Source organism: Collimonas humicola (genome assembly GCF_018304945.1).
In the GTDB taxonomy this organism is placed as follows: domain Bacteria; phylum Pseudomonadota; class Gammaproteobacteria; order Burkholderiales; family Burkholderiaceae_D; genus Collimonas; species Collimonas humicola.
The window spans coordinates 434,352-459,337 of sequence record NZ_JAGQEE010000001.1 but is presented as its reverse complement, the minus strand read 5'-3'; the positions used below and the strand labels follow the sequence as shown (position 1 = coordinate 459,337).

At 59.3% G+C, this 24,986-nt stretch carries 22 protein-coding genes and 1 tRNA gene; 5 read left to right on the top strand and 18 right to left on the bottom strand.

Features of this window, described 5'->3' with window-relative positions:
• Nucleotides 1-399: 399 nt before the first annotated feature.
• Complete coding sequence (locus KHU30_RS02200; RefSeq protein WP_329956627.1) at nt 400-5,016, top strand: RHS repeat-associated core domain-containing protein; 4,617 nt, start codon at nt 400-402, stop codon at nt 5,014-5,016.
• A gap of 195 nt (nt 5,017-5,211) precedes the next feature.
• Here the strand turns inward: KHU30_RS02200 and KHU30_RS25030 are convergent, their stop codons facing one another.
• Complete coding sequence (locus tag KHU30_RS25030; protein WP_329956651.1) at nt 5,212-5,379, bottom strand: DUF2345 domain-containing protein; 168 nt, start codon at nt 5,377-5,379, stop codon at nt 5,212-5,214.
• Between the two features lie 103 nt (nt 5,380-5,482).
• Nucleotides 5,483-6,475: an MBL fold metallo-hydrolase gene (locus KHU30_RS02190; RefSeq protein WP_230427156.1), complete on the bottom strand. Its 993-nt coding sequence runs from the start codon at nt 6,473-6,475 to the stop codon at nt 5,483-5,485.
• A gap of 124 nt (nt 6,476-6,599) precedes the next feature.
• Between KHU30_RS02190 and KHU30_RS02185 the strand changes: the two genes are divergently transcribed.
• On the top strand, nt 6,600-7,517 hold the full coding sequence (locus KHU30_RS02185) for a LysR substrate-binding domain-containing protein (protein WP_211441001.1): 918 nt from the start codon (nt 6,600-6,602) through the stop codon (nt 7,515-7,517).
• A 515-nt stretch (nt 7,518-8,032) separates the two neighbouring features.
• Here KHU30_RS02185 and KHU30_RS02180 read toward each other — a convergent pair.
• From KHU30_RS02180 to mltG, 8 genes are all read right to left on the bottom strand, one after another.
• Nucleotides 8,033-8,122: transfer RNA gene (locus KHU30_RS02180), tRNA-Ser, on the bottom strand.
• 92 nt (nt 8,123-8,214) lie between these two features.
• On the bottom strand, nt 8,215-9,471 hold the full coding sequence (gene hemW, locus KHU30_RS02175; RefSeq protein ID WP_211441000.1) for a radical SAM family heme chaperone HemW: 1,257 nt from the start codon (nt 9,469-9,471) through the stop codon (nt 8,215-8,217).
• A complete protein-coding gene (gene rdgB / locus KHU30_RS02170; protein ID WP_211440999.1) occupies nt 9,468-10,052 on the bottom strand; it encodes an RdgB/HAM1 family non-canonical purine NTP pyrophosphatase in 585 nt (194 codons plus the stop codon). The genes hemW and rdgB overlap by 4 nt, the downstream gene beginning before the upstream one ends.
• Before the next feature lie 80 nt (nt 10,053-10,132).
• Complete coding sequence (locus tag KHU30_RS02165; protein ID WP_407928011.1) at nt 10,133-10,654, bottom strand: GNAT family N-acetyltransferase; 522 nt, start codon at nt 10,652-10,654, stop codon at nt 10,133-10,135.
• 16 nt (nt 10,655-10,670) lie between these two features.
• Nucleotides 10,671-11,051 carry a PilZ domain-containing protein gene (locus tag KHU30_RS02160; protein WP_211440998.1) on the bottom strand — a complete coding sequence of 127 codons (381 nt, stop codon included), beginning with the start codon at nt 11,049-11,051 and terminating at the stop codon, nt 10,671-10,673.
• A 20-nt stretch (nt 11,052-11,071) separates the two neighbouring features.
• A complete protein-coding gene (locus KHU30_RS02155; RefSeq protein WP_211440997.1) occupies nt 11,072-12,115 on the bottom strand; it encodes a DNA polymerase III subunit delta' in 1,044 nt (347 codons plus the stop codon).
• Nucleotides 12,116-12,137: 22 nt separating this feature from the next.
• Nucleotides 12,138-12,767: a dTMP kinase gene (gene tmk / locus KHU30_RS02150; protein ID WP_211440996.1), complete on the bottom strand. Its 630-nt coding sequence runs from the start codon at nt 12,765-12,767 to the stop codon at nt 12,138-12,140.
• 91 nt (nt 12,768-12,858) lie between these two features.
• Entirely contained in the window at nt 12,859-13,839 is a 981-nt protein-coding gene (gene mltG / locus KHU30_RS02145; protein WP_211440995.1) for an endolytic transglycosylase MltG, read from the bottom strand.
• Nucleotides 13,840-14,007: 168 nt separating this feature from the next.
• Here mltG and ygfZ point away from each other — a divergent pair, with 168 nt between their 5' ends.
• Genes ygfZ through KHU30_RS02130 form a run of 3 tightly spaced genes read left to right on the top strand, consistent with a single transcriptional unit; the run spans nt 14,008 to nt 16,119 of the window.
• Nucleotides 14,008-15,051 carry a CAF17-like 4Fe-4S cluster assembly/insertion protein YgfZ gene (ygfZ, locus tag KHU30_RS02140; RefSeq protein WP_211440994.1) on the top strand — a complete coding sequence of 348 codons (1,044 nt, stop codon included), beginning with the start codon at nt 14,008-14,010 and terminating at the stop codon, nt 15,049-15,051.
• Nucleotides 15,052-15,058: 7 nt separating this feature from the next.
• On the top strand, nt 15,059-15,352 hold the full coding sequence (locus KHU30_RS02135) for a DUF4936 family protein (protein ID WP_211440993.1): 294 nt from the start codon (nt 15,059-15,061) through the stop codon (nt 15,350-15,352).
• Nucleotides 15,343-16,119 carry an NRDE family protein gene (locus tag KHU30_RS02130; protein ID WP_211440992.1) on the top strand — a complete coding sequence of 259 codons (777 nt, stop codon included), beginning with the start codon at nt 15,343-15,345 and terminating at the stop codon, nt 16,117-16,119. The genes KHU30_RS02135 and KHU30_RS02130 overlap by 10 nt, the downstream gene beginning before the upstream one ends.
• 45 nt (nt 16,120-16,164) lie before the next feature.
• On the opposite strand, the gene KHU30_RS02125 is transcribed toward KHU30_RS02130, so the two are convergent.
• The 8 genes from KHU30_RS02125 to KHU30_RS02090 form a co-directional block, all read right to left on the bottom strand.
• Nucleotides 16,165-16,590 (bottom strand): GNAT family N-acetyltransferase, encoded by a 426-nt coding sequence (locus KHU30_RS02125; RefSeq protein ID WP_211440991.1) that lies wholly within the window; start codon nt 16,588-16,590, stop codon nt 16,165-16,167.
• Nucleotides 16,591-16,617: 27 nt separating this feature from the next.
• Nucleotides 16,618-17,046: a PaaI family thioesterase gene (locus KHU30_RS02120; protein ID WP_211440990.1), complete on the bottom strand. Its 429-nt coding sequence runs from the start codon at nt 17,044-17,046 to the stop codon at nt 16,618-16,620.
• A 9-nt stretch (nt 17,047-17,055) separates the two neighbouring features.
• A complete protein-coding gene (locus KHU30_RS02115; RefSeq protein WP_211440989.1) occupies nt 17,056-17,367 on the bottom strand; it encodes a Dabb family protein in 312 nt (103 codons plus the stop codon).
• Nucleotides 17,368-17,481: 114 nt separating this feature from the next.
• Nucleotides 17,482-18,081, bottom strand: a complete 600-nt coding sequence (locus KHU30_RS02110; RefSeq protein ID WP_211440988.1) for a LysE/ArgO family amino acid transporter — start codon at nt 18,079-18,081, stop codon at nt 17,482-17,484.
• A gap of 94 nt (nt 18,082-18,175) precedes the next feature.
• Complete coding sequence (locus tag KHU30_RS02105) at nt 18,176-21,034, bottom strand: putative bifunctional diguanylate cyclase/phosphodiesterase (RefSeq protein ID WP_230427155.1); 2,859 nt, start codon at nt 21,032-21,034, stop codon at nt 18,176-18,178.
• Nucleotides 21,035-21,280: 246 nt separating this feature from the next.
• Nucleotides 21,281-22,066 (bottom strand): N-acyl amino acid synthase FeeM domain-containing protein, encoded by a 786-nt coding sequence (locus KHU30_RS02100; RefSeq protein WP_211440987.1) that lies wholly within the window; start codon nt 22,064-22,066, stop codon nt 21,281-21,283.
• A 194-nt stretch (nt 22,067-22,260) separates the two neighbouring features.
• On the bottom strand, nt 22,261-22,986 hold the full coding sequence (locus KHU30_RS02095; protein ID WP_211440986.1) for an ABC transporter ATP-binding protein: 726 nt from the start codon (nt 22,984-22,986) through the stop codon (nt 22,261-22,263).
• Between the two features lies 1 nt (nt 22,987).
• Entirely contained in the window at nt 22,988-24,985 is a 1,998-nt protein-coding gene (locus KHU30_RS02090; protein WP_230427154.1) for a branched-chain amino acid ABC transporter ATP-binding protein/permease, read from the bottom strand.
• Nucleotide 24,986: the final 1 nt, after the last annotated feature.

Below are 24,986 nucleotides of genomic sequence, written 5' to 3'. Positions count from 1 at the left end.
ACGAAACGCAACCATGACCACAAAAACCATTATCCTGAGGGCAAAGTTAATAGCCGTTGAAACATCGAGGATCACAGATAATCGCGGATCTTGATGCACAAGCACAGCTTTGCATTGATGGAAATGACAACTCAAGAATTGTTGCATTTCGACATCGCGTGCTGCTTCAAATGCCGATATAATTTCTCTATGGAAATATTGTCACCACCCAAATTATGAATTGCTTGCGTTTACCTGCCCGCTAATTCGGCCAAACGGCACCGCTGAGCGCCATTGCGACCGCCTTAGAAGAAAACGTATATGACTAACGCAGCCAAGCATTTTGATCCCCAGATCGGCATCGATATCCACATGTACGAGATGCCGCCAGGGCCGCTGCCGACCGCGCATATTTCGATTGTGCTGGATCCGTTCGACTACCTGCCCTTCATCGGCGCCACGGTGCAGGTGGCCGGCGTCAAGCGCGCCACGGCAGGCACCCAAGGCTTGTCGGTCCACATCCCGCTGGGAGTGTGGATGCCGCCGTTGCGCGCTCCCGAGGGGCCGCAGTTCGACGACCAGATCTTCATGGGCAGCAAGACCGTGCTAGCCGATGGCTCGCCATTTTCACGCCTGGGCATGCCGGTGCTCGATTGCAGCGTGGTCGGCATGGTGCCGCCGTTCCGGCTCAAGAAGTCGGCCGAGCCGCATATGTCGATGACCCTGCCGACATCGGTCAACCTGGCGATACCTGACACCGTCTTCGTTGGTGGCCCGCCGAGTATCATGGAGGCACTGGAGGGAATCGCCGCCCAGCTGGCGCTGGCGGGTCTGGCTAAAGGCCTGGGCAAGGGCTTAAAGGCTTTGCGCGGGACCAAGGCTTTCAAGCGCGCCGCCGATGCCCTTAAAGCGAAATACAAGAAGCTGTTCGAGAATATGGAGTCCGGTTTCCTTAAGTGCAAAGTATTGCGCGCTGAACCTGTCGATATTCGCGATGGCAGCGTCGCCGTCTCGCACCAGGATTTCTCCATTCCGGGCCGCTTGCCGCTGAGCTGGAACCGCAACTATGCATCGGGCAACAGTCATGACGGCATGTGCGGTTATGGCTGGCAGACGCCGGCCGACTTCCGGTTGGAAATCGACGCCGACGGCACTGTCCTGTTCTTCGAAGCGAGCGGCGCTGCCGTCTTTCCGCACTTACCTGCGGCCATCGGCATCGAGCATGCTGTGACCGAATTTGTCGACGGCGCCCGCCTGATCTGGACGCAGGATGACGGCACTGACGTACTGCAAGTGTTGACCAAGGATGACCTGCGCTACGTCTTCCGCAAGCCGGTATCGAATGTGACGCCGCTGCATCGAACCCTGCATCTGCCGATTGATCGGATCGAGGATTTGTGCGGCAATCACTGGCGCTTCGAACGTGCCGACGGTCATCTGACGCGGATCGTAGAGAGCGGTATCGACGCCTTGCCGGGCCGCTTCCTGGAAGTGCATGAACGCGATGGAAAAATTCATCAATTAAGTCTGCACGATCCAGCCACCGGCCTGACCCACCCGCTGGTGGCATACAAATATCAGAACCGGGACATGGTCGCCGCGCTCGATGCGCTCAACGCCGCCCGTACTTTTGAGTACAACCGTCATCACATGGTGCGTCATGCCGACCGCCTCGGGCTGTCGTTTTACTATGCCTACGACAGCGAATGGCGGGTGGTGCACGCCTGGGGCGATCACGGGCTGCATGACTACCGCTTCGCCTACAACGAACTGCTGCGCGAGACCGAAATCACCGACTCGCTGGGCCATACCTCGCTGATCAAGTTCGACGAGAACAATCTGCCCTTGTGCGAGATCGATCCGCTGGGCGGCGTCACCATCTTCGAATATGACGAGGTGGGCCGCACCACGGCGGTAGTCGATCCGGTCGGCGCGCGCATCGAATTTGACTATGATGAACGCGGCAATCTGCTCAAGGTAGTGCAAGCCGACGGCACCGCCACCGTCACGGCCTTCGATGATGCCAACCGTATGACCGAGGTGGTCGACCCGCTCGGCCAACACTGGCGGCGCAACTGGGATGAGCGCGGCTTGCTGCTGGAACAGAGCACCCCGATGGGCGCGCGATCGCGCTTTACCTATGATACCAATGGTCAACTGGCAATCCACATCAACCCCCGTGGCGCTACAACGGCACTGGCTTTCGATCGCTACGGCAACCTGGCGCAACTGACTGACCCTCTCGGTCATCGCAACCATTTCGAGCATGACGCGCTCGGCTGCCTGAAGCGCAGCACCGACGCTGCCGGCAACGTCACCGAATATCGCTACGACGCCAAAGGCCGTCTGCTGCAGACTTGCCAGGCGGACGGCGCCAGTGTCCATTACGACTACGACGCACAAGATCATCTGATCAGCTATATCGACCAGAATGGCGTCGGAACCCATCTGGAATATGTCGGCACCGGCCAAATAGCTAAACGCGTGCAGGCCGACGGCTATAGCGTGCGATACCTGTATGACACTGAAGAGCAACTGATCGGCCTGGTCAACCAACGCAAGGAAAGCTATCAATTCCAGCGCGATGCATTGGGCCGCGTTGTTGAAGAAGTCGATTATTGGGAGCAATCGCGTCACTACCGCTACGACGCCGGCGGCAACCTGTTAAGCGCCACCGATCCGCTGGGCCGCATCATCGCCTACGCCACCGACCGCTTGGGCCGCATTACCAAAAAAACCTTGCCCGACAGCGACCATCCTGGCCAACACATCCAAGAGACGTTCAGTTACGACAAGAACGGCGCCTTGGCCGAGATGCGCAATCCGCATCGGCACATCTTGCGCAAGTTCGACGCCGACTGGCGTCTTTGTGAAGAAGTGCAGGATGGCTTCCAGATCGCCTGCCGCTTCGACGAAGTCGGCAACCGCTTGTCGCGGCAAACCAGCGCCGGCAACAAGATCGTCGCCACCTACGATCTGCGCGATCAAGTGACGAGCATCGCCATCAATGACGAGCCACCCATCCTGATCGAACGCGATGCGTTCGGACGCGCCGTCAAAGAGCAATTGAGCAGCAACGTCCAGCGTCAGCTGCGCTATGATGAGGCCGGCCGCTTGACTGCCCAGACCGTGCTGCGCGGCGAGGCACCGTTGTTCGCCACCAGCTACGAGTACGACCGCGCCGGCAACCAGACCCGGCGCAGCGACAGCGAACATGGCAGCGACCTATATCACTACGACCCGCTAGGAAACATCCTGCGTCACACCGATCCTGCCGGACGTGTAATGGAATTCCTCAACGATCCGGCTGGCGACCGCCTGCGCACGCGGATCCACCAGATGGAGATGAAACAGGCAGCCGGCGGTGAAGGCCACGCCGAAATTCTGTGGAGCCGCGAAGGCAGCCATGATGGTATGCACTATGTATTCGATCGCGCCGGCAACCTGATCCGGCGTGGCAGCAGCCCAATCGCATCGGCCAATTTATTGGCGACAGATCCCTCTTTAGAACTGCGCTGGGATGCCAACCAGCGCCTGATCGAGAGCAGTAACGCGGGCCGGACAACCCGCTACGGCTACGATCCGGTCGGACGGCGGGTATTCAAAAGCAATCCAAGCCACACCACCTGGTTCTTCTGGGATGGCGACGCCTTGCTGGGCGAAGTGACGCAAGCCAACGATACTCAGAGCGCCGACATCTGGTCGGCCGGCAATGTGGCCGATTTCATGGCGGTGCGCAAGCGGCTTGCTGCGCTGATGACGCTGCATGCACAGGCAAAGGAGTATGTGTATTACCCGGATACGTTTGTGCCGCTTGCATTGATTGATCGGCAGGCCAAAGTCGCCAAACGGCCTGCACGAGCTGCGGCAAAAAAAATGGCATCCCATCCCGTCGCGCAGAAGCCGGTAACAACTGTTCCTGTAGCAACACCGCAACCCCAGGCTTCACCAGACTCAAGGGCAGTTGCTACCGGGGATATCGACGGCATCGGTGCGTTAGGCAGTCTGGGTGGTTTAGGTGGCATGGGAGGATTGGGTGGTGTCAGGCTCGGCCAGCAGGGCGAAGCAGCTCGCTTGATGCAAGAGAACAATCATCAAGACAGTCTTGCAGGGTTGGGCACCGGGATGCAGCTGGGCAGCAGTTTCAGTGCGCCTCCACCCACGTTCACGTCGCCTGTCGTTGCGCCAGGCGCGGTGGCAAGTACCCCACCGGAGGTCACCGCCAGCGATGCGGAGCCAATCGTTGAAGAGGCCGGTAGTGGCGTCTTCCACTATCACGATGACCCCAATGGTTGTCCGACCGGATTGACGGATTGCCGCGGACAGGTAGTCTGGTCGGCTAGCTACACGGCATGGGGTGCGGTACAGCGACAGCATGTGCTAGCTGTCGACAACCCGATCCGGCTGCAGGGGCAGTATTTCGATGGTGAGACTGAACTGCATTACAACCGATACCGGTACTACGACCCCGCCATCGGACAGTTCGTCGGGCAGGATCCAATTGGTTTGGCAGGAGGCAATAACCCGTATCAATATGCCCCGTCATCTATTAGATGGTCGGATCCTCGAGGTTTAACTGCTGAGGACAATACTAAAAACGTTGTCGGAGATCTACCTCCTCACGTAAAAGGCATTCCAGCTCAAGGAAAATTTTGGATCCCCGGTGTCATGGCTCCAGATCAACAAAACATTTTTTCCTCTATAAATTCCGGCGGCACCGACATCATTGAGCCGTTTGTTAAAGGCCGCCAATCTGAGATCAGTAACAGAGCAATGGAAAAACAAGTGTTAGGTCATCTGGAAGGGCAAGCCGCTCTTTTCCTTCGCGTTTTTTCACATACATACAATGAAGGTCATATGGCCATCAACTATCTCAAGGGTCCTTGTGAAATCTGCATCCCTTATGTAGGTGGCATATTAAAAAAGGGGCAAAGGCTGTGGGTTGCATTTCCAACAGGCGCAGGAGGTGTCGACATTGGTCATTTCCATGGCCAGGAAAGTGGATTTTTCAAGAACGATGGGTGCCCGAAAGGGTGATAGCGAAACGTGTTGCCCCGTATATGCAATCAAACATCCATGGTGCAGTTTCGTTATCCGCCAACGCTGATGTATTTGCTCGAAAATATAATGAAATCCAGATATCCGGCAAGAAAAAGTACTCTGGTCATAATTCATCTTTCAAACTATTAAATGGCTGTGGCGCCGATGCCATGCAACGGCCCATCAAACAATCTATACCCCGTGCACATTCTTGCCGGTCGCGATGGCCGTGTTCTGAGTGCTGGCGATATGGGTACTGCCGCTGATGGTAGTCTCAATCCCGACAGGACCAGCCAGCACAACATGCGGTTGTGACAGTTCGGGGAAACTGCCTTCCTCGCTTGCGCCCTGCCCCTTGATCGCATCGTTCTGCGCCTTCGGGATTTGCGTGACATCACTCTGTTGCCCCTGCTTGTCCCGCGCCCCGGCCTGCTGCGATGTCTATCGCCGTCACTTTCGCGTGCTACAACGTCCCTTGTATTTGATACGGCGCAGTCACCCATTCATATCCCGTCGAGGTGCTTGCAACGTGGCCGAGGCCGGGGAACGAGATGTGCGCGCTGCCGACCAGGTAACCATTTGTCGCCGCCAAATGGAATAGGTGCTGACGCGATTTCACTGCGGCAACCGGATCAAAATCGTATGCGATCGTCACGTCCGGGTCCTTGAATTGCACGTGGCCAGCGTGAATTACGTCGCCCCACAGCAACAACTGCTTACCTCGGCTATCGATCAGGTAAGCAGAATGACCGGGAGTATGTCCGTAGGCTGGAATGCTGCTTATCCCAGGAAACAATTCTTGCGCGCCGACGAAAGGTTTCAGTTTTTTCGCGTCCATATAGGGATTGACTGTTGCGCGCGATTGGATAAAGGTCGTCCGCATTGACGACGGAGCGGCATTCGCTTTTTCTTCGCTGAGCCAATAGTCGGAATCATTCTTGTCAACATACACGTCCGCGTTCGGGAAAACGCGTTTGCCGCCTACGCTTAACCCGCCGGAATGATCGCCGTGGATGTGGGTCAGCAAGATGGCGTCAACCTGCTCAGGCTGGTAGCCGGCGGCACGCAAGTTGGTCACTAGGCGGCCACTACTGCCACCGCCAAACAGCTCACCAGCACCGGTGTCGACCAGAATCAGTTTCGATCCCGTATTGATCAGGAAGGTGTTGATTGAAAGCTCGGCCGGAAGCTCTTCGCCAATGTGGGAATAGGTTTCCCTGACTTCCTCTGGTTTGCTCATGATCTCGTCAACGTGACGCATTGCGGTGCCGTCGGACACGACGGTGACCTCGAAATCGCCAAGCATCATCCGATAAAAGCCCGGCGCCTGAAACTTCGCCATCGGTGCTTGGGCATAGGTGTTTTGTGTGACTGCAGTCATGCCGGCCAAAGCGGTCGCAACGATTATTGCAATTTTTCCGGCCTGCTTGATCAGCCTGCTTGAATCGACTTTCATGGGAGTTTCCTATTTTGAGGTTGAAATTGCGATTGGCGCAATGAAATTAGGGCTCCAGTGTAGCGAGAAATTATGATTTAATAATGCATCAATAACTTATTGCACTATGTAGCAAGGCTAATCAATGCGTGGAAATGAATTTGCGGAATTCAATGCTTTTGTAGCGATTGCCGAGCGTGAAAGCTTTGTTAAAGCAGCGGCATTTTTGGAAGTTACGCCGTCTGCGCTGAGCCAGTCGATGCGGCAGCTGGAAACGCGGCTGGGCGTGCGGCTTCTCCATCGCACCACGCGCAGCGTTTCGCTCACCGAAGCGGGTAGACAATTGTTGGACCATTTGCGTCCCGCATTGGATGGGCTGGCTAGAGCGGCGGAAACGATCAATGATTTTCGCGAAACGCCGTCCGGCACGGTACGTCTGACCGCACCGCGTGTCGCAACGGAGCTATTGATTGCACCGCGGCTTGCCGAATTCCGTAAGTACTATCCGGAGATAATCCTGGATATTTCGGTGGAAGATAAATTCGTCGACCTCGCAAAGCATGGATTCGATGCCGGAATTCGCCAAGGCGAGTTGCTGGCCAAGGACATGATTGCCAGCCGCATCGGCCGCGACCGGCGCTTTGCAGCAGTAGCGTCCCGCAGTTATCTTGCAAAACATGGCGTACCGCATTCCCCGCTCGATTTGCAAAAGCACGAATGCATACGCATCAAGCGCCCAACTACTGACGTCAACAAACCGTGGGTCTTCATGGACAAAGGACACACGCTCGAAATCTCCGTCACCGGACATTTACTCGCTAATGATGCCAATCTCGCATTGGCCGCCGCGCTAAGCGGTGCAGGTATCGCCTTGCTGGCGGAAGATCATGTGCGCCCCCATTTGCAAAGTGGCCGTCTAGTTGAAATGCTTGAAGACTACAGCTGGTCCCGCGCTGGCTTTTTCCTCTACTACTCCAGTCGCCGGAATATGAGCGCGTCCTTGCAAGCGCTAGTTTCATTCTTGCGCGAGCCGTTACGTCCGCCGGTCGCAGGCGCTCATTAAGAATTGATCCGTGCTCTTCCATCGCAGCTCCTCTCTTCAGAGATCACTAAAATTTCGCACGACCGCATTTGAATCTATATTCTGTTGATCTACACCGAAAACTGACCCACTTTTGGACGGAACCTCTCGGGCTGGGCCAAGGCCACGAGAGGAAGTGATGCGCTTGTCGAGCCTTCTCAGGAGGAGCGACATCATGTCAGCAAGAGGACCTTATTGGCGGCATAGTCCGCAATTTAAAATCCAGCTTTGCACGGGTAAACTTGGGCGCCGTGAGGCGCTCAAGACCGAGGCGGCCAAATCCCGCAAACAACGGCGCAGCCTGAAACAGCTTCACGAGGATCTGTTGGAATTGGGTTTCGAGGGATCTTACGACAGGGTGGCAGCGTTCGCCAGGCAATGGAGGAAGGGACAAACTGAGTGGGTTAATTCGGTGCGCAAACGAACAGAAACGATTGTTTTGCAAAAAATTTGCCAGAAAAGCAAAACGGCCCGTAGAGGGCCGTTTTGCTTGGATCTGGCGGAAGCGGTGAGATTCGAACTCACGAACGGGATAAACCGTCGCTAGTTTTCAAGACTAGTGCCTTCAACCACTCGGCCACACTTCCGGAAAGGACGTAATTATACCCAATTTGCAACAACTTAACGATAGCCGCCCCGCTTTTTATGCAAATTATCCTGGCTCAGCCGGGAAAACAGCTCAATCCAGCAGGAACATTTGCTGCAAATCATTCAAAAACCGCTGCCCCAGCACGGTCGGCTTGATGAGTTTGTGGTCGCGGTACAGCAAGCCCTTGGCTTCCGCCTGGTTCAGCGATTTTTCTATCGTATTCAGCGCCAGGCCGGTGCGTTCGCTAAACAGGTTGACCTCGAAGCCGCCATTCAGGCGTAGCGCATTCAGCATGAACTCGAAACCGAGGTCGTCGCGGCCGATTTCCGTTTCTTCCTGCACCACATTGCCCAGCCGGCTGTGCTCCAGATACGCCTTGGGCTGCTTGTAGCGCATCTGGCGGATCACGCGGTGCGGGAACGACAGCTTGCTGTGGGCGCCGGCGCCGATGCCGAGATAGTCGCCGAACTGCCAGTAGTTGAGATTGTGGCGCGCCTGCCGCCCGGCCTGGGCATAGGCCGATACTTCGTAGTGGCCGTAGCCGGCGGCGCCAGTGTGGGCGCTGATCATGTCTTGCATTTCGGCGCTGGCGTCGTCGTCGGGAATCACCGGCGGATACTTGGCGAAGTAGGTGTTGGGCTCCAGCGTCAGGTGGTACAGCGACAGATGCGGCGGCGCAAAGGCGATGGCGGTGGCAACGTCTTGCCGCGCCTCTTCCAGCGTTTGCGACGGCAACGCATACATCAGGTCGAGATTGAAATTGTCGAAGGTCGCGTGAGCGATCTCGACCGCGCGGCGCGCTTCGCCGTCGTCGTGGATCCGCCCCAGCGCCTGCAGGTGGCGGCCGTTGAAGCTTTGGATGCCGATCGACAAGCGGTTGATGCCGCTGTTGCGATAGGACTTGAATTTCTCGACTTCAAAGGTGCCGGGATTGGCTTCCATGGTGATTTCCGCGGCGCCGTCCAGCGGCAGCAGCGAACGCACGTCCGACATCAGGCGATCCAGTCCGGCTGCCGACATCAGGCTGGGCGTACCGCCGCCGATGAAGATGGTGTAGATCTTGCGGCCCCAGATCAGCGGCAGCGAGGCTTCCAGGTCGGCGCGCAAGGCGGCCAGGTATTCCTCTTCCGGAAAACCGCCCTTGGCTTCGTGCGAATTGAAATCGCAGTACGGACACTTCTTCACGCACCAGGGAAAATGGATGTACAGCGACAGCGGCGGCAAGGCGCTCAGGCTGAGCGCGCCCGGCTGCAAATAGGCCAATGCGGCCTGGGCGGCGGCGGAAGGCTTGTCCGCTGGCGTACTTTTGGCCTGGCCGGGCATGCCGATGGGCTTGATCGGGATCATCGCAGTTTCTCTACCAGCGCCCGCAGGGCCTGGCCGCGATGCGAGATGGCGTTCTTTTCCGCGGCGGTGAATTCCGCTGCGGTCTTGTTGTGCTCCGTGACCAGGAAGTACGGGTCGTAGCCGAAACCGCCGGCGCCGCGCGCTTCGCTGATGATCTGGCCGTTCCAGCGGCCGTCGGCGATCACCGGCTGCGGATCGTCAGCATGGCGTACAAACACCAGCACACAGTAATAATAGGCCGATTTGTCCGCATGCGGCGCCAGGTCGGCGATCAGCTTGCGGTTGTTTTCGGCATCGGACTTCGGTTCGCCGGCATAGCGCGCCGACAGTACGCCAGGGGCGCCTCCGAGGGCGTTGACGCAAACCCCGGAATCGTCGGCCAGCGCCGGCAGGCCGGTCAGGCGCGAGGCGTGGCGGGCCTTGGTCAGGGCGTTTTCGACAAATGTCAGATACGGTTCTTCCGCCTCGGGGACGTCGAATTCGCCTTGCGGACGGACGTCGAAATCGATCTGCGCCAGCAATTGGCCGAATTCTTTTAATTTTCCGGCGTTGTTGGAGGCTAGAACCAGGGTGCGTGACATAGGCAACTCAAAACAGAATAGGGGAAAACCGCTACTTTAGCAGCGGCAGGAAATTGCGTCGGACAGGGCTTAAATGCGTTTCAGGCGACGCGCTTGCCCAGGATCACCAGATCGCGCTCAATGCCATCGAGGGTGGCGACGCGCGGCATATTGGCCCAGCGCTCGAAGCCGAAGGCATCGAACAGCTTCAGGCTTGGCTGGTTATGGCCGAACACGAAGCCCAGCAAGGTGTGCACGCCGATGCTCGGGGCATGCGCAATGGCTTGCCCCAGCAGATAGCGGCCCATGCCCTTGCCGCGCGCATCTTCGTGGATGTAGATCGACAGCTCGGCAGTGCCTGCATAGGCAGGACGGCCGTAGAAATCGGAATACGACAACCATCCCAGCAGCGACTTCCGGCCATCGTCCCCCTCCTGCTCCACCACCCACAGCGGCCGGCGTTCCGGATTGTGATGGTCGAACCAGTCCTGGCGCGAAGCCACGGTGACCGGTTCGGTATCGGCCGTCACTTCGCGCGAGGCGACGGTGCTGTTGTAGATGGCGACGATCGCCGGCAAGTCCTGCTGCGTGGCGAGCCTGAAGCTGTAGTCCATATGATCCATGCTGCTGTATGTTTATTTAATAAGTATGAGTCGGACGCGCCGAACCCAGCGCCGAGCCCAGCACTTCCTCGATCCGCTTGCGCAGCCGCTGGCCGCTGTCGTCGTCAGGGAAATGCACGCCGACGCCCTGCGCCTTGTTGTTATTGGCATTCTTCGGCGTGATCCACGCCACCTTGGCGGCAATCGGGTACTTGGTGCCGTCGTCCATCAAGCTCAGGATCAGGTAGATTTCATCGCCCAGATGATAGGTCTTGTTGGTCGGCACGAAGATGCCGCCATTGGTCAGGAACGGCATGTAAGCGGCGTACAGCGCCGATTTTTCTTTGATTACCAGCGACAATACCGACGGCCGGGATAATTTGACCGGCTCGGCCGGGATTGTGGTGTTCTCTGCCATCTTGATCCTATAAGCAAAATTCAAGCAAACATGCTGGCGTAATCCAGCAGCATTTCTTCAATAAACAGGCGCGCCGAGAGCGGATGTTCGGCGACCGCGCGACGCTCGTTGCTGCTTTTCAGGGCTCGCAGCAAAGCACCGGTCTCGACTTTGGCGGCCAATCCGGCAAGCGCCTTTTCATACCGGGGATAATACCGGATTGTGCCGCACAATTTAAGCGAAAACAGATCGTACAGCCAGCGTTGTTGCCACGCCACCAGCTCGGCCACAGGGGTTTTCTGCAAGTGCTCGGCGCATTTCAGCGCGCCGTCGATGCCGGGCCGGGTCAGATGCTGCAAGAACTCGTCGACCAGCTCGCGCCCGTCGCTTTGCGACTGCGCATAGGCGGTCAGAGGCGCACCGCCCTGCTCGGCCAGCCAGACATCGGCATCCTTGACCTCCTGCTGGCGCAGCCAGGTCAGCGCCTGCTCGCGCGAAGGCAGCGGCATCGCGAACTTGCGGCAGCGCGAGAGGACGGTCGGCAGCAGCCGGTCCAGGCTATTGGAACTGAGCAGGAACACGGTATTCGGCGGCGGCTCTTCCAGTGTCTTCAGCAAGGCATTGGCGGCGGCGGTATTGAGCGCCTCGGCCGGATACAGCAGCACCACGCGCTGGCCCTGGCGATGGGTGGAAATGTTCATGAAGCCGGCCAGGGCGCGGATCTGGTCGATCTTGATTTCCTTGGACGGCGCCTTGGCCGACTTGGCGGTCTTTTTAGCGTCGCCCGCCTCGCCTTCGGCGCCATCGCCCTCGCCGGCGTCGTCACCGTCCAGGATCTCGGGCCGCACGCGGCGGTAATCGGGGTGGTTGTACTGCACGAACCAGCCGCAGGAGCCGCATGCGCCGCAGGCATGGCCATCCGGCTGCGGTGTTTCGCACAGCAGGGATTGGGCGAACTGTTCCGCAAAGGCGGTTTTGCCTATGCCTTCGGCGCCATGGAACAGGATCGCGTGCGGCAGCCGCGCGCGCATCTGCTGCAGCTGCTGCCAGATATCGCCCTGCCAGGGGAACAAGGTATCACTCATGCACGTGCCTTATCAGTCTGCGTCAAGGCTTGGCCTGTTCTGCACATAATGCTGCGATGATGCGGGTCAGCGCCTGCCGGACCTCGGCAATCGTCCGGGTAGCGTCGATGATCTGGAAGCGTTCGGGAAACTGGGCGGCGCGGCGCAGGTACTCTGCGCGCGTGGCGGCGAAGAAGTCCGATTTTTCCTGTTCGAACTTGTCCAGCGTGCGGCTGGCGTCGAGACGCTCGCGCGCCACTTCCAGCGGCACGTCGAACAGCAAGGTCAGGTCCGGCTGCAGATGCGGATGCACCCATTGCTCCAGCGCTTCCAGCTTGGCCAGCGACAATTGCCGGCCGCCGCCCTGATAGGCGAAGGTGGCGTCGCTGAAACGGTCCGAAATCACCCAGTCGCCGCGCGCCAGCGCCGGTTCGATGACTTGCGCCAGGTGTTCGCGGCGCGCCGCGAACATCAGCATGGCCTCGGTTTCCAGGTGCATTTTCTGGTGCAGCAGCACTTCGCGCAGCGCTTCGCCCAAGTCGGTGCCGCCCGGTTCGCGGCTGGTGACAACCGTCAGGCCGTGGCTGCACAGCAGATCGGCGACAAAGCCGATATGGGTCGACTTGCCGGCGCCGTCTATGCCTTCGAATGTGATGAATTTTCCTGATGCCATTGTCTTAATCTGTTTGTGAAGCTGTTTCACGCTATTGAGTTGCGCTACTGCTGCGTACTATTTTTACTATTATCGCCCATCGGCGAGAAATCTAGCGCTGATACTGATTGACCGCCTGGTTATGCTCGCCGAGGCTGCTGGAGAAATGGCTGCTGCCATCGCCGCGGGCAACGAAGTACAAGGCGTCGGTTTGCGCCGGATGCAGCGCCGCCGCGATCGACTCGGCGCCGGGCAAGGCAATCGGCGTCGGCGGCAGGCCGGCGCGCGTGTAGGTATTGTAAGGCGTGTCGGTGGTCAGGTCGCGCTTGCGGATGATGCCCTGGTACTGCTCTCCCATGCCGTAGATCACGGTGGGGTCGGTCTGCAGCAGCATGCCGATCTTCAGGCGGTTGACGAAAACGCCGGCGATCGTGCTGCGGTCGGCGCGGCGGCCGGTTTCCTTTTCCACGATGGAGGCCATGATCAGGGCTTCGTAGGGAGTCTTGTATGGCAGCGTAGCATCGCGCCCTTCCCATGCCTGGCTGAGGCGCTTGAGCAGCAAGGCATGCGCCTGCTTGTACACCTGCAGGTCGCTGGATCCCTTGGCGAACAGATAGGTGTCGGGGAAGAACAGGCCTTCCGGCATGCTGTAGTCGGGGCTGATCTTTGCCAGCAGTTCGGTATCGGACAAGTCCGCCGTATCGTGCTTGAGCGCGGCTTGCGCGGCGACCGCCTGGCGCATCTGGCGGAAAGTCCAGCCTTCGATCACGGTCAGCGATTCTTGCGCAAACTCGCCGCGCACCAGCTGCGTCAGCAGGCGCAGCGGCGTAGCGCCCGGTTTCAGCTCGTAGCTCCCGGCCTTCAGCTTGCCGCCCTTGCCGGTGACGCGCGCCAGCAATTCCAGCAGTTGCGGATTGACGCCGACGCCGGCATCGGCGATCTGTTCCACCGAAGTCGCGAGGGTGCTGCCGGGCTTGATGGCGAACGGCCGCACAGGCCCGGCGTCGAATACCGGCTGCTGGGCCCAGTAAGCCATGCCGCCGGCGGCCAGGCCGCCCAACAAGATCACCCACAACAATAGTTTTTTAAACAAGACCGGTCGCTCCGAATTTATCGCATTTATGAGCGCCTGTTAACATTTGAAAATGTTAACAGGCGCTCGTTCAAGCAGCGCAAAAACGGCTAAATCCAACGCCTTTTTTGCGACATCACTATAATCAACCCAATATGATAATCGCTGTTTTGGGAATGCCTACAATTTATGAATGAAATAACAAGTATCTGGCCGGATTTTTTACAGCAACAGACATTGGCAGCGCTGCCGCCGGCCGTGGCGGCTCAGCCGTCTTTCTTCGCCCCGCTGCCGGAACTGGGCCTGATCGCTGTCAGCGGCGAAGACGCCGCCAGTTTCCTGCATACCCAGCTCACCAACGACGTCCAGAACCTGACCGCCGCACAGGCGCGGCTGGCCGGCTATTGCTCGCCCAAGGGCCGCCTGCAGGCGACCTTCCTGATGTGGAAGAGCGGCGACAATATTTTCCTGCAGCTGCCGCGCGAGTTGCAGGCGGCGCTGCAAAAGCGCCTGCAGATGTTCGTCATGCGCGCCAAGGCCAAGCTGGCTGATGCAACCGATACGCACGCCATCCTCGGCCTGGCCGGCAATGCCGCTGCAGCAGCGCTGGCGCCATGGTTTCCGGCACTGCCGGACGCACCCTACGGCAAGATCGACAACCAGCACGGCAGCCTGATCCGCGTCGCCGACGCCGACGGCGCGCCGCGCTATCAATGGATTGCCAGCCCGGAAACCGCCATCGCCGCCTGGCCGCAGCTGAGCGGCAGCCTGCAAGCGCTAGGCGCGCAAGCCTGGCGCCTGAGCGAAATCCAGGCCGGCATCCCGCAGATCACCCTGGCTACGCAAGAACAGTTCGTACCGCAGATGGTCAACTTCGAAGTGCTTGGCGGCGTCAACTTCAAGAAAGGCTGCTACCCGGGACAGGAAATCGTCGCCCGCAGCCAATACCTGGGCAAGCTCAAGCGCCGCGCCGTGCTCGCCAGCGTGCAAGCCGTCGGCATCGCCGCCGCCACTGAAGTATTTTCCAGCAACGATCCCGAGCAGCCGTGCGGCATGATCGTCAATGCCGAGGCCGACAGCGCACACAGCAGCCGCTGCCTGCTGGAGATCAAGCTGGCCGCGCTTGAGGGCGGAGGCACCGTGCATCTGGGTTCGGCCCACGGCGCGCAACTGCAATTCCACGCGCTGCCGTATTCGATCATCGACGTCACCGACTCTGAGCTGTCGGCCTGAGCCTGCGATGAGCACCAATCTGTATATCTACTACAAGGTCGCGGCCAGCCGCGCCCAGGAGTTCGACCATGCCGCCGCGGCCATGCAGGCCGACCTGTCGCTGCAGCACCAGATCAATACCGCGCTCAAGCGCAGCGCGGAGATAAAAGATGAACACCACACCTGGATGGAAGTGTATTCTTCGGTGCCGCCGGATTTCCTGCAAGTGATCGATCAGGCGGTTGCCCGGCATGGCCTCGCAGCCCTTATCGATGGCCCTCGTCATACTGAATTTTTTGTCAATATTTCATCATGTGCTTGATTGTTTTTGCGTGGCAAGTGATTCCTGGCTCTCCCTTGATAGCCGCCGCCAACCGCGATGAATTCTATGCGCGCCCGAGCGCTGCCGCCAGCTGGTGGGAAGACCAGCCCGACATCTATGCCGGCCGCGACCTGCAGGACGGCGGCACCTGGATCGGCATCACCCGCGGCGGCCGCTTTGCCGCCATCACCAATGTCCGGGCGCCGGCGGAACGGCGGCCCGATGCGCCCAGTCGCGGCGCGCTGGTGGCCGATTTCCTGGCCAGCAGAAAATCGGCGGCGGAATATGTCGCTGAAATCGCTGTCGACGCCGCTCGCTTCAATGGCTTCAACCTGCTGGTCGGCGATGGCAGCCAGCTGATCTGGTATTCCAACAAGGGCGAGGCAGATCCGCGCAACGGCCAGCCTTTGGCGCCTGGCGTCTACGGTTTGTCGAACGCCACGCTGGACGTCTGCTGGCCCAAGGTGGTGCGCACCAAGGCGCAATTCTCCAGCCTGCTGTGCCAGGGCGCGCCCGATGCCTGTTTCTTCGACATGCTCAGCGACACCACCCGCTCCGGCGATTGCCGCCTGCCGTCCACCGGCGTCAGCATTGAGACCGAGCGCATACTGTCGGCCGTATTCATCGAATCGCCGGATTACGGCACGCGCGCTTCCACCATCGTGAGAATGAAGGCCAACGGCAGCGCCATACTGCACGAACGGATTGCGACGCCCTCGGGCGCGCCTTGCCACACGCACGCGCCATCCGGCCGCTGTACGCGCTGAAGGCGCCCCCTGCCTGCTGTCCTGCCTGTCCTGCCAGGATCAACGTCAGCTGAAAACCTGGCGCATGCAGACATGCGCAATCCCCGCTTCGTAATATTCCTCGCCATCGCGAATGAAGCCGTGGCGGCCGTAAAACGCTTCCGCCTGCGTCTGCGCATTCAGCACCACTTCGCGGTCGCCGCGCTGGCGCGCCTGCGCCATCAAGGCTTGCAGGATCGCTGCGCCTATGCCTTGCCCGCGGCCTGCCGAACGCACCGCCATGCGGCCGATATGGCCATCCGGCAGCAAGCGTCCGGTGCCGATGGCATGGCCGTTCTCGTCATAGGCGACGGCATGCACGCAATGCTCATCCATATCGTCCCACTCCAGCTCGACCGGGATTTTTTGCTCGATCACGAATACGTCGAAACGCACGGCGCGCGCGTCCGCCTTCTGCACCGCCCAGTTGTCGACTGTCAGATGAAATTTCATGTGTTCCACATTTTTCATGGTTTGCTTTCAGCCCGGCTTGATCTTGAGTGCCGCCCGGTTGTGCCTGAGATACTTGAAGGTGCCCATCGCCTTTGCCACCAGGTGGTCGCCGTGCCACAGCTCGGCGTCGCAAAAGCACATGGTGGTGGATTGATGGAAGGCCCGCCCCTTGGCCACGAGCCGCGCGCCGGTGCGCCCCGCAGGTTGCAGGAAGCTGGTTTTCATTTCCACCGTGACGGCCGCTTCGGCTTGCGGATAAAGCGAACGGCCGGCCAGCGCCATCACCACGTCCAGCATGGTCATCGACACCCCGCCATGGGTCACCTGCCAGCTGTTCATGTGATGCGGCTGCAAGGTCAGGGCCAGCTCGGCCGCGCCCTCGCCCATCTCGACGAATTCAACGCCGAGATAAGTCAGGAAGGGATTATCGATCGGGAAAACGTGGGAAGGAAACATGACGGCCGCTCAGCTCAGGTAATCCATGCATTGGCGCGCTTCGCGCACCGCGCCGAAGAAGGGCTTGATGGCGACGTGGGCCGAATGATTCTGGTAGGCGTCCAATGCCGCCTGCGACTCGAATTCGGAATTCAGCAAAACGTCATAAGTCGCTTCCAGGCCCGGCTGGGCCACGACTGCTTCGAACTTGATCATGCCAGGCACGATACCGGCGCAGCTATCCAGCAGGGCCTTGAGTTTCAGCGCATTGCTGGCCTTGTCGGCGCCTTCGGCGTGGTCTTTCAATTTCCACAATACGATGTGTTTGAGGGTCGCGCTCATGGGATCTCTGCTCTCTGTCTGATATGAATGAATGCCGTGCGCTCCTGCAACGCCGGTGCCGCGGCCAATCCGTCATTTTACATTCTTGGCGCGGCGCTGCCTCTGGCCGCAGGTTTACTCGGTCAGCAATTTATACGCAATCGTCCACATGGTAAGACCGACCACGACTTCCAATATGCGCCAGGAGACCGGCTTGGCGAAGATGGGGCGCAGCAAGGCGGCGCCGTAGCCGAGCGCAAAAAAGAACACCAGCGAAGCCAGCATGGCGCCGCCGGCGAATCCTACCTTGTCGTCCGGGAACTGGGTCGAGATGGAACCGATCAGCAATACCGTATCCAGGTAGACGTGCGGATTGAGCCAGGTCAGCGCCGCGCACGTCAGCAAGGTTGGCAGCAAGGCAGCTGCGCCATTGTCAGCCTGCTCCAGCACCGCCGAGGATTTCCAGGCGGTGTAGAAGCTTCTGGCGCCATACAGGAACAGGAAGGCCGCGCCGCCGTAGCGCATCGCGCTGGTCAGCCACGGCGCTTGCTGGATGACGATCGCCAGGCCGGTCACGCCCAGCAGTATCAGGACGGCGTCCGAAACCGCGCAAGTCAGGCAGACCCAGAACACATGCTCGCGCTTCAATCCCTGCTTGAGGACAAAGGCATTTTGCGAACCGATCGCCAGGATCAGCGACAGGGAAAGGGAAAAACCAGAAATTGCAGCAGTCATGCATCTCCAACGTCAAACATTTTCGGGCAGCGGCAGCGGCCCCGGGACAGCATTTTAAACCAGCCAGACCTTGGCCTCATCACCTGCCCTGTCCTCAATGCAGGTTTGAAGACCACTTGCCGCTTTCCGCCGTTTCGGCAGCGCCGCTGCGGCGCTCGGCGACGAAGCGCGCGACGTCCGGATCCACAATGAAACTGGCGGCGGAGCGCGCCAGCAGGATGGCGTCAGGCGATTGTGGCTTGGCCACGATAAATCCCTGCACGTAGTCGACCCCCAGCTTGGCCAGCGCTTCTATCATGGCGCAGTCTTCCACCCACTCGGCGATGCTTTTCATGCCAAGATTGCGGGCCAGCTCGACGATTGCTTCCACGATCGCTTCATTGGCGGGATGCTTGTTCATGCTTTGAATGAATGCGCCATCGATTTTCAGCGCATCCGCCGATAAGCTCTTCAGGTAGGTAAAGGAGGTATAGCCGGCGCCGAAATCGTCCAGCGCCACCTTGGCGCCCAGCGCCTGCAGCCGTTCGATGATGCGGCTGGTGTGGTCGAGATCGTGCAGCGCTACGCTTTCCGTGACTTCGATGCACAGCAAAGGCACCACCTGCAGATGCTTTTCCAGGATCACGAACAGATCCTGGATGAATTTCTCATCGTTGAGCGAAGCTCCGCTCAAATTCACGCACACGAACTTGGTCAGCGGCAGCCGTGCCTGGTGCTGGTCCAGCCACTCCAGCACGGTCGCCATGACCCAGCGGTCGATCACCGCGATGCTGCCGTTTTCCTCCGCCGCCGCGATCACCCGGGTCGCCGGCACCACCTTGTTGTCCGCATCGCGCAACCTGAGCAGGACCTCAAAATTCAGCGACTCTTCCGGGTGCTGCAGCGACATGATCGGCTGCATTTCGACAAACAGGCCGGAAGGCAGGAATTCCCCGCCCAGCCTTTCGATCAGGCTGAGCTCTTCCAGCCGCTCGCGGAACACCGGCGCGTTCTTGTGATACACCACGATATGTTCGTTATGGGCCTTCTTGGCCTCCCGGCAGGCGCGGTCGGCAGCGGAAATGGCGTCCTGCACGCGCATGCCGGCATCCACCTCGACCAGCCCGATCGAGCCCTTGACCTGGAATGCGCGTGCGCCGATGTGATAAGACTGGTAGCTGATTTTCTGGATGATGGCGGAACAGATTTCCGTAGCGGCGCCGATCCCCACATCCTGGAACAGGATGATGAATTCGTCGCCGCCGATGCGGCCGATATGGTTGCCCTCGCCCAGCGACAACTCGACCCGCTCGCACAGCTGCTTCAAGACCTCGTCGCCGGACTGATGACCGAACAGATCGTTGATCAGCTTGAAGCGGTCCAGGTCCAGATAAGCCAGGGCCAGGGGCCGGTCGTCGCACTGACGCTCGATGGCTTGCTGCAGCATGATCTCGATGCCGCGCCGGTTCAGCACGCCGGTCAGGGGATCGTGCTCGGCCAGGAAACGCAGGCGTTCTACAGCGTTGGAACGGTCGCTAATGTCTTGCAGCGAACCTTCGATACGGCCATTGGCGAAGGTAGCGGTGACCAGATAGGTGCTGGCCAGGCCGCCGGCGCCGGTAATCCCGTGCAGCTCGGTTTCATTGCCGCCCTTGCCGGACACGATATGCCACAGCTTGTTATGTGCGCCGGGTTCGAAATAGTCGTCCCATTTCTTCAGCCATGGGGTTCCGGCATCGTGGCCGAGTATTTTCTCCAGTGCCGGATTGGTGCGCACAAAGCTGCCGTCGGCCGAAAGCGTAAACAAGCCGATGGGCGTGACCTCGTAAGTGGTGCGCAATTCTGCCTGGGCCAGGGCCAGCTCGCGTTTTCCGGCGCGCATCTGTTCGGCGAAGGCAAACGACGCCATCAGGCTCGACAGCAAGGCCACGATCACGTTATTGGGGACTTCATCCAGCGTTTTGATGCCGAATGCGGCGGCGACCACCTCATCGACCCGCGTGAACAGCACGACAAACATGGATGCGCAATACCACAGCACGGCACGGGTGCGGGCTTTCCAGACGATGCGCGCCAGCAGGAAGATCAATATGAGTATGCCGACCACGGTCCAGCACCACAGCACCGGCAAGAACCGCTGGTAGGACAGCAATAAGGCGGCGACCAGCAGCAGCCCGCCAAGCCAGCGCAAGACGTTCTGCAGGAAAACGAAGCCTACCTGTTTCAACTCATTCTGGAACAGCCTGCCGAACAAAGTGAACGTCACGATGTAATAAGTGGCGAAAGTCAGTTTGCGCAGCCATGGCAGCCACTGGTTGGGAATCGTCCATATCAGCCAATGGGCGTCCCACCCCATGGCATTGGCGCCCAGCCGCAGATTGCCCAGCAGCCAGACGGCAAACAGGACATACATCCACTCGCGGTTGATCAGCGCCGCCACCAGCACGAACAGGGTCAGGGTCAGCAGGCCGCCTTCCATCAAGCCTATGCCGCGATAAAATTCCTTTTGCGATTGTTCGAAATCCGGAGCGCTCCATTGACGCACAGAAATTCGCGCCGGGCCGGAAAACACGCCACGGCACAGCACCGTCGCAGGCAGAGCCTGCGCCGCCAGCGACAAGATGAATCCGGTCTTCTCAGCCCTGACCTGGCCATCGGCACCGGAACGGCTGCCGCTCCCAAGCAAACGCCGGCCCTCGTCTTCCCAGCAGCTCACCTGCTGCGCGTGGCGCGAAGGCAGTTCTACTTCCACCGCACCGGAATCGGCGGCCGGCAGCACGACGAAGGAAAACCAGAATGGCGTTTCCAGCAATTGCGTGTTTTGATAAGTCTTTTGGGGGGCGCCTGTCAGTTTCTGCAATGCCTGTTCCGGCTGCAAGCTCTGCTCCGGGTCGCTCAGCACCCGTAACGGCGACGAAGCCGGATCCTTATGCCCGAAATGGCTATCAAGCGTCCCGAACGCAAGGATCGTCAACAAGATAACCAGAGCTGGCACCAATACAACCGAAAAATAGAAACCCAGCCAATCCCGCGGCTTAAGGTTGTCGGTATTTTTTTTCGGCGTATCGGCATGGAATAGCCACATAAACATCGCGTCCGTAGAGTGAGAGGGTTCTACTGTACTGTAAAAAAAGCCACATTATTTTTTTTCAACAACAATAACACCCTCTCATTATCATATTTTAACAATACTGAACTATATGACTATTCCAGCCCATGATTATCCCTTCCCTCTGCCGTGAAGGTCGCCGCGGCTGGGAGCAGATTGAGAGGCTGCCAGGAAATCGGGGGGTTGATCCAGCATCAAATCCGCATGGCGCATTTCAAACATCAAGGAAAACAGCGGATGGACGGCGGCGCTCCAGCGCGCCTTGGCAGTCGCGACTTCGAACGCCATGACGCGGTGAGGCAGCATGCCGACGTGCTGCATGGGGATGAACTGGCCGCCGGCAAAGACATCCTGAAACAGCAAGGCGTCATATTGCCGGTCCAGGGGCGAGCGCGCTGTGATCACCATCCAGTCGATCTCATTTTCTACACAGTACAGAAAATAAGCTTTGAACAGCAAGGTTTTCACCATCTTGCCGACCTGCCCTGGAGTTACGCCCAAACGTGTCGCTTCCGCCAGGCGCTGCCCCCGCAGCCACGCCGGCAAGGTCACCGACTGTTCCAGCACCAGGGGCTGGTCATGATTGGTCTGGATGCGCATCGTACCTAAAGACGAGCCGTCGAGCTTGGACTCCGCCAACAGGATGATCGTATCCTGAGCCAGGTCTGCCGGTTCGAACTGCGACAGGTTGCGGGCCAGTTCCGGCAGGTGGCGGCTGTAGGCCGCATGCCGGATCCTGACCGCTTTCTGCAAAGCCTGTTCGTCATTCACGATGCGGATAGTAAACGGCAAGCGCTGCTCGCGCAGCGCTGCCATTGCGGATTTTGAAGGCGATGATGGCTGCGTGCTGTAGTCGTTGACGTGGCCGGACGTGATGACTGTATGGTCGTGTTTCATGTTGAATGCTCCGAAGTAGAAAACATGGTTGGCCGTTTTATGCACGTATTGCATTACGGTATTGCCAGATTCTCACGTTCAGTGCACTGTAGAAAACTAAACCAGGTTAGTGTTCAAGCCATTAGTGGCATATAACTCACGCAAAATGACTGTCAATCAACATTAATTTCCAAGCGTCAATATATTGCACCGATTCAGTGCTGAGCGCCGCCCAGATACGCCGCCTTGACTGCAGGATCGTTCTGCAGTTTCTCGGCCGGGCCATGCACGGAAATCCGTCCATTTTCCAGCACGTAGCCGTAATCGGCGACATTCAGGGCGGCGGCTGCGAACTGCTCCACCAGCAGCATGGTGACGCCCTCCGCCTTGAGCCGGGAAATGATGCGGAACACTTCTTCCACCAGGATAGGCGCCAGCCCCATCGAAGGTTCGTCGAGCAGTATCACTTCAGGATTGAGCATGACCGCGCGCGCCATCGCCAGCATCTGCTGCTCGCCGCCGGACAAGGTGCCGGCCAGCTGGCCTTGGCGCTCTTTCAAACGCGGAAACAGTTCCAGCGCCCGCTCCAGGTCGAGCTTGATGTCGCCGCGCGGACGCATGCGGGTGAAGCGCGGAAAGGCGCCCAGCAGCAGGTTGTCGACCACGCTCATGGTGGCGAACACACGCCGCCCTTCAGGCGAATGCGCCAGGCCGGCGCGGGCGATCTTGTGCGAAGCCAGGCCGGTCACATCGACCCCAGCCAGGGTGACGCTGCCGGACTTGGCCTTGATCATGCCGGAGATGGCGCGCATGGTGGTGGTCTTGCCGGCGCCGTTGGAGCCGATCAGGGTCACCACTTTGCCTTTCGGCACATCCAGCGAAATACCGTGCAGCACTTCAACCTTGCCGTAGGCCGCATGCAAATTGGAAATCGAGAGCATCTTATATCTCCGCTGGTTTGGAAGTGGATGGCGCACCGGCTTCGGCTGCAACTGCAGCGCTGCCAGCGTCATCGCCGGCACTGCCGCCGAGATAGGCTTCGATCACCTTGGCATCGCTTTGCACCGCCGCCGGCTTGCCTTCGGCGATTTTCTGGCCGAAATCCAACACTGTTACCGTATCGGAAATCGACATCACCACATCCATATGGTGTTCGATCAGGATAATCGTGATGCCGTGCTGGCGGATCTTGTGGATGATCGCAATCAGCTCCTTGATGTCGGGCGCGGTCAGGCCGGCTGCCGGTTCATCCAGCAACAGCAGTTCCGGATTCAAGCCGAGCGCGCGGCCGATTTCCAGCAGGCGCTGCTTGCCGTAAGGCAGGTTGCGCGCCTCTTCGCCGGCCAGTTCACCGAGGCCGACGAATTCCAGGATGCTGGCGGCGCGCTGCCGCGCCTGCAGCTCTTCGCGCCGGTAGCGCGGCGTGTGGAAGATCACGTCCAGCACATTGCTGCGGAAGGTGTGATGCAGGCCGACCAGGACATTTTCGGTGGCGCTCATTTCGCCGAACAGCTGCACATTCTGGAAAGTGCGGGCGACGCCGCCCAGGGCAATCGCCGCCGGCGTGGTACCTGAAATCGTCTTGCCGTTGAACTCGACCATGCCTGCAGTCGGCTTGTAGATGCCGGTGAGGACGTTCATCATGGTGCTCTTGCCGGAACCGTTCGGCCCGATCAGGCCATGCACACTGCCTTTGACGATATCCAGGTTGACTTCATTCAAGGCCTTGAGGCCGCCGAACTGCATCAGGATTTTCCGGCCGCTAAGCAGCGTGCTGCCGACAGCGCTGCCGCCGACCATTGGCCCCCAAGCCTGTCCAGGCTGGGCGGCAACGCTGGCCGGATGGTCGTTTGCCGTCGCTTTGTACCCAAGGAGATTGCGGGCAAAGCCGACAATCCCGTCCTGCAGGTAATACACAACGAACAGCGTCATTACGCCGAAGATCGTCAAGCGCCAATCGGTGATGTTTTCCAGTCGATAGGAAAATAACGCCATGCCGACAGTCGCGGCCAGGGGCACCGCCAGTTCGCGCAAGGTCTTGCGCTTTTTCCACAGCAGGAAGGCGCTTGCCAGCACGCCGATCACGGCCGCCGCCGTAGCGATCTGGCGGAACAGTTCGATATCGGCCAGCAGGCTCGGCAGCATGACCACGATCAGCGCACCCAGCAGCGAACCGATGCGGCTCTTGCGGCCGCCCATGATCACCGCCAGCAGGAACAGGATGGTCAGCTCGAAGTTGTAGGTGTTCGGGGAGATATATTCTTCCGAATAGGCATACAGGCTGCCAGCCAGGCCGGCCAGCGCGGCGCTGATCACGAACGCGATCACTTTGTAGCGGTACACCGAGACCCCCATGCAGTCCGAAGCAATCGGGCTGTCGCGCAGCGCCTGGAAGGCGCGCCCGAGATACGATTTGACGATACGGTGGATCACGATCAGCGACAGCACCATCAGGACCGCCACCAGGTAGAAGTAACCGACTTCGCTGAGGCGGTGGCCGAAGAACTCAGGCTTGGTCAGCTTGATCCCCATCGGCCCCTCTGTCAGGAAACTCATTTCATTGATCAGGATCTGGATGATGGTGCCGAACGCCAGCGTCACCATGGCCAGGTAAGGCCCCGTTACGCGCAGCGCAGGCAAGGCCAGGATGGCGCCGAACAAGGCGGTCACGGCCAGGCTGGCCGGGGCGGCGATCAGGAACGGCCAGCCCAGCTTGAACACCAGCACGCCGGTGGTATAGGAACCGATGCCGAACAGGCCGGCATGGCCCAGCGACACCTGGCCGGTATAGCCGACCACGATATCCAGCCCGAACAGCAGGATGGCGTAGATCAGGATGGTTTCCGCCAGGTGGATGTAATACGGATTCGGGATAACTTGCGGAAACGCCAGCAGCAGCAAGATGCCCGCGATCGACAGTGCGAATAACTTTTTACTCATC

What these genes read in the sequence shown, in the direction of transcription:
- KHU30_RS02190 (WP_230427156.1), bottom strand. Translation starts at nt 6,475, where the DNA reads ATGAAAGTCGATTCAAGCAGGCTGATCAAGCAGGCCGGAAAAATTGCA.
- KHU30_RS02185 (WP_211441001.1), top strand. Translation starts at nt 6,600, where the DNA reads ATGCGTGGAAATGAATTTGCGGAATTCAATGCTTTTGTAGCGATTGCC.
- hemW (WP_211441000.1), bottom strand. Translation starts at nt 9,471, where the DNA reads ATGATCCCGATCAAGCCCATCGGCATGCCCGGCCAGGCCAAAAGTACG.
- rdgB (WP_211440999.1), bottom strand. Translation starts at nt 10,052, where the DNA reads ATGTCACGCACCCTGGTTCTAGCCTCCAACAACGCCGGAAAATTAAAA.
- KHU30_RS02165 (WP_407928011.1), bottom strand. Translation starts at nt 10,654, where the DNA reads ATGGATCATATGGACTACAGCTTCAGGCTCGCCACGCAGCAGGACTTG.
- KHU30_RS02160 (WP_211440998.1), bottom strand. Translation starts at nt 11,051, where the DNA reads ATGGCAGAGAACACCACAATCCCGGCCGAGCCGGTCAAATTATCCCGG.
- KHU30_RS02155 (WP_211440997.1), bottom strand. Translation starts at nt 12,115, where the DNA reads ATGAGTGATACCTTGTTCCCCTGGCAGGGCGATATCTGGCAGCAGCTG.
- tmk (WP_211440996.1), bottom strand. Translation starts at nt 12,767, where the DNA reads ATGGCATCAGGAAAATTCATCACATTCGAAGGCATAGACGGCGCCGGC.
- ygfZ (WP_211440994.1), top strand. Translation starts at nt 14,008, where the DNA reads ATGAATGAAATAACAAGTATCTGGCCGGATTTTTTACAGCAACAGACA.
- KHU30_RS02135 (WP_211440993.1), top strand. Translation starts at nt 15,059, where the DNA reads ATGAGCACCAATCTGTATATCTACTACAAGGTCGCGGCCAGCCGCGCC.
- KHU30_RS02130 (WP_211440992.1), top strand. Translation starts at nt 15,343, where the DNA reads ATGTGCTTGATTGTTTTTGCGTGGCAAGTGATTCCTGGCTCTCCCTTG.
- KHU30_RS02125 (WP_211440991.1), bottom strand. Translation starts at nt 16,590, where the DNA reads ATGAAATTTCATCTGACAGTCGACAACTGGGCGGTGCAGAAGGCGGAC.
- KHU30_RS02120 (WP_211440990.1), bottom strand. Translation starts at nt 17,046, where the DNA reads ATGTTTCCTTCCCACGTTTTCCCGATCGATAATCCCTTCCTGACTTAT.
- KHU30_RS02115 (WP_211440989.1), bottom strand. Translation starts at nt 17,367, where the DNA reads ATGAGCGCGACCCTCAAACACATCGTATTGTGGAAATTGAAAGACCAC.
- KHU30_RS02110 (WP_211440988.1), bottom strand. Translation starts at nt 18,081, where the DNA reads ATGACTGCTGCAATTTCTGGTTTTTCCCTTTCCCTGTCGCTGATCCTG.
- KHU30_RS02100 (WP_211440987.1), bottom strand. Translation starts at nt 22,066, where the DNA reads ATGAAACACGACCATACAGTCATCACGTCCGGCCACGTCAACGACTAC.
- KHU30_RS02095 (WP_211440986.1), bottom strand. Translation starts at nt 22,986, where the DNA reads ATGCTCTCGATTTCCAATTTGCATGCGGCCTACGGCAAGGTTGAAGTG.
- KHU30_RS02090 (WP_230427154.1), bottom strand. Translation starts at nt 24,985, where the DNA reads ATGAGTAAAAAGTTATTCGCACTGTCGATCGCGGGCATCTTGCTGCTG.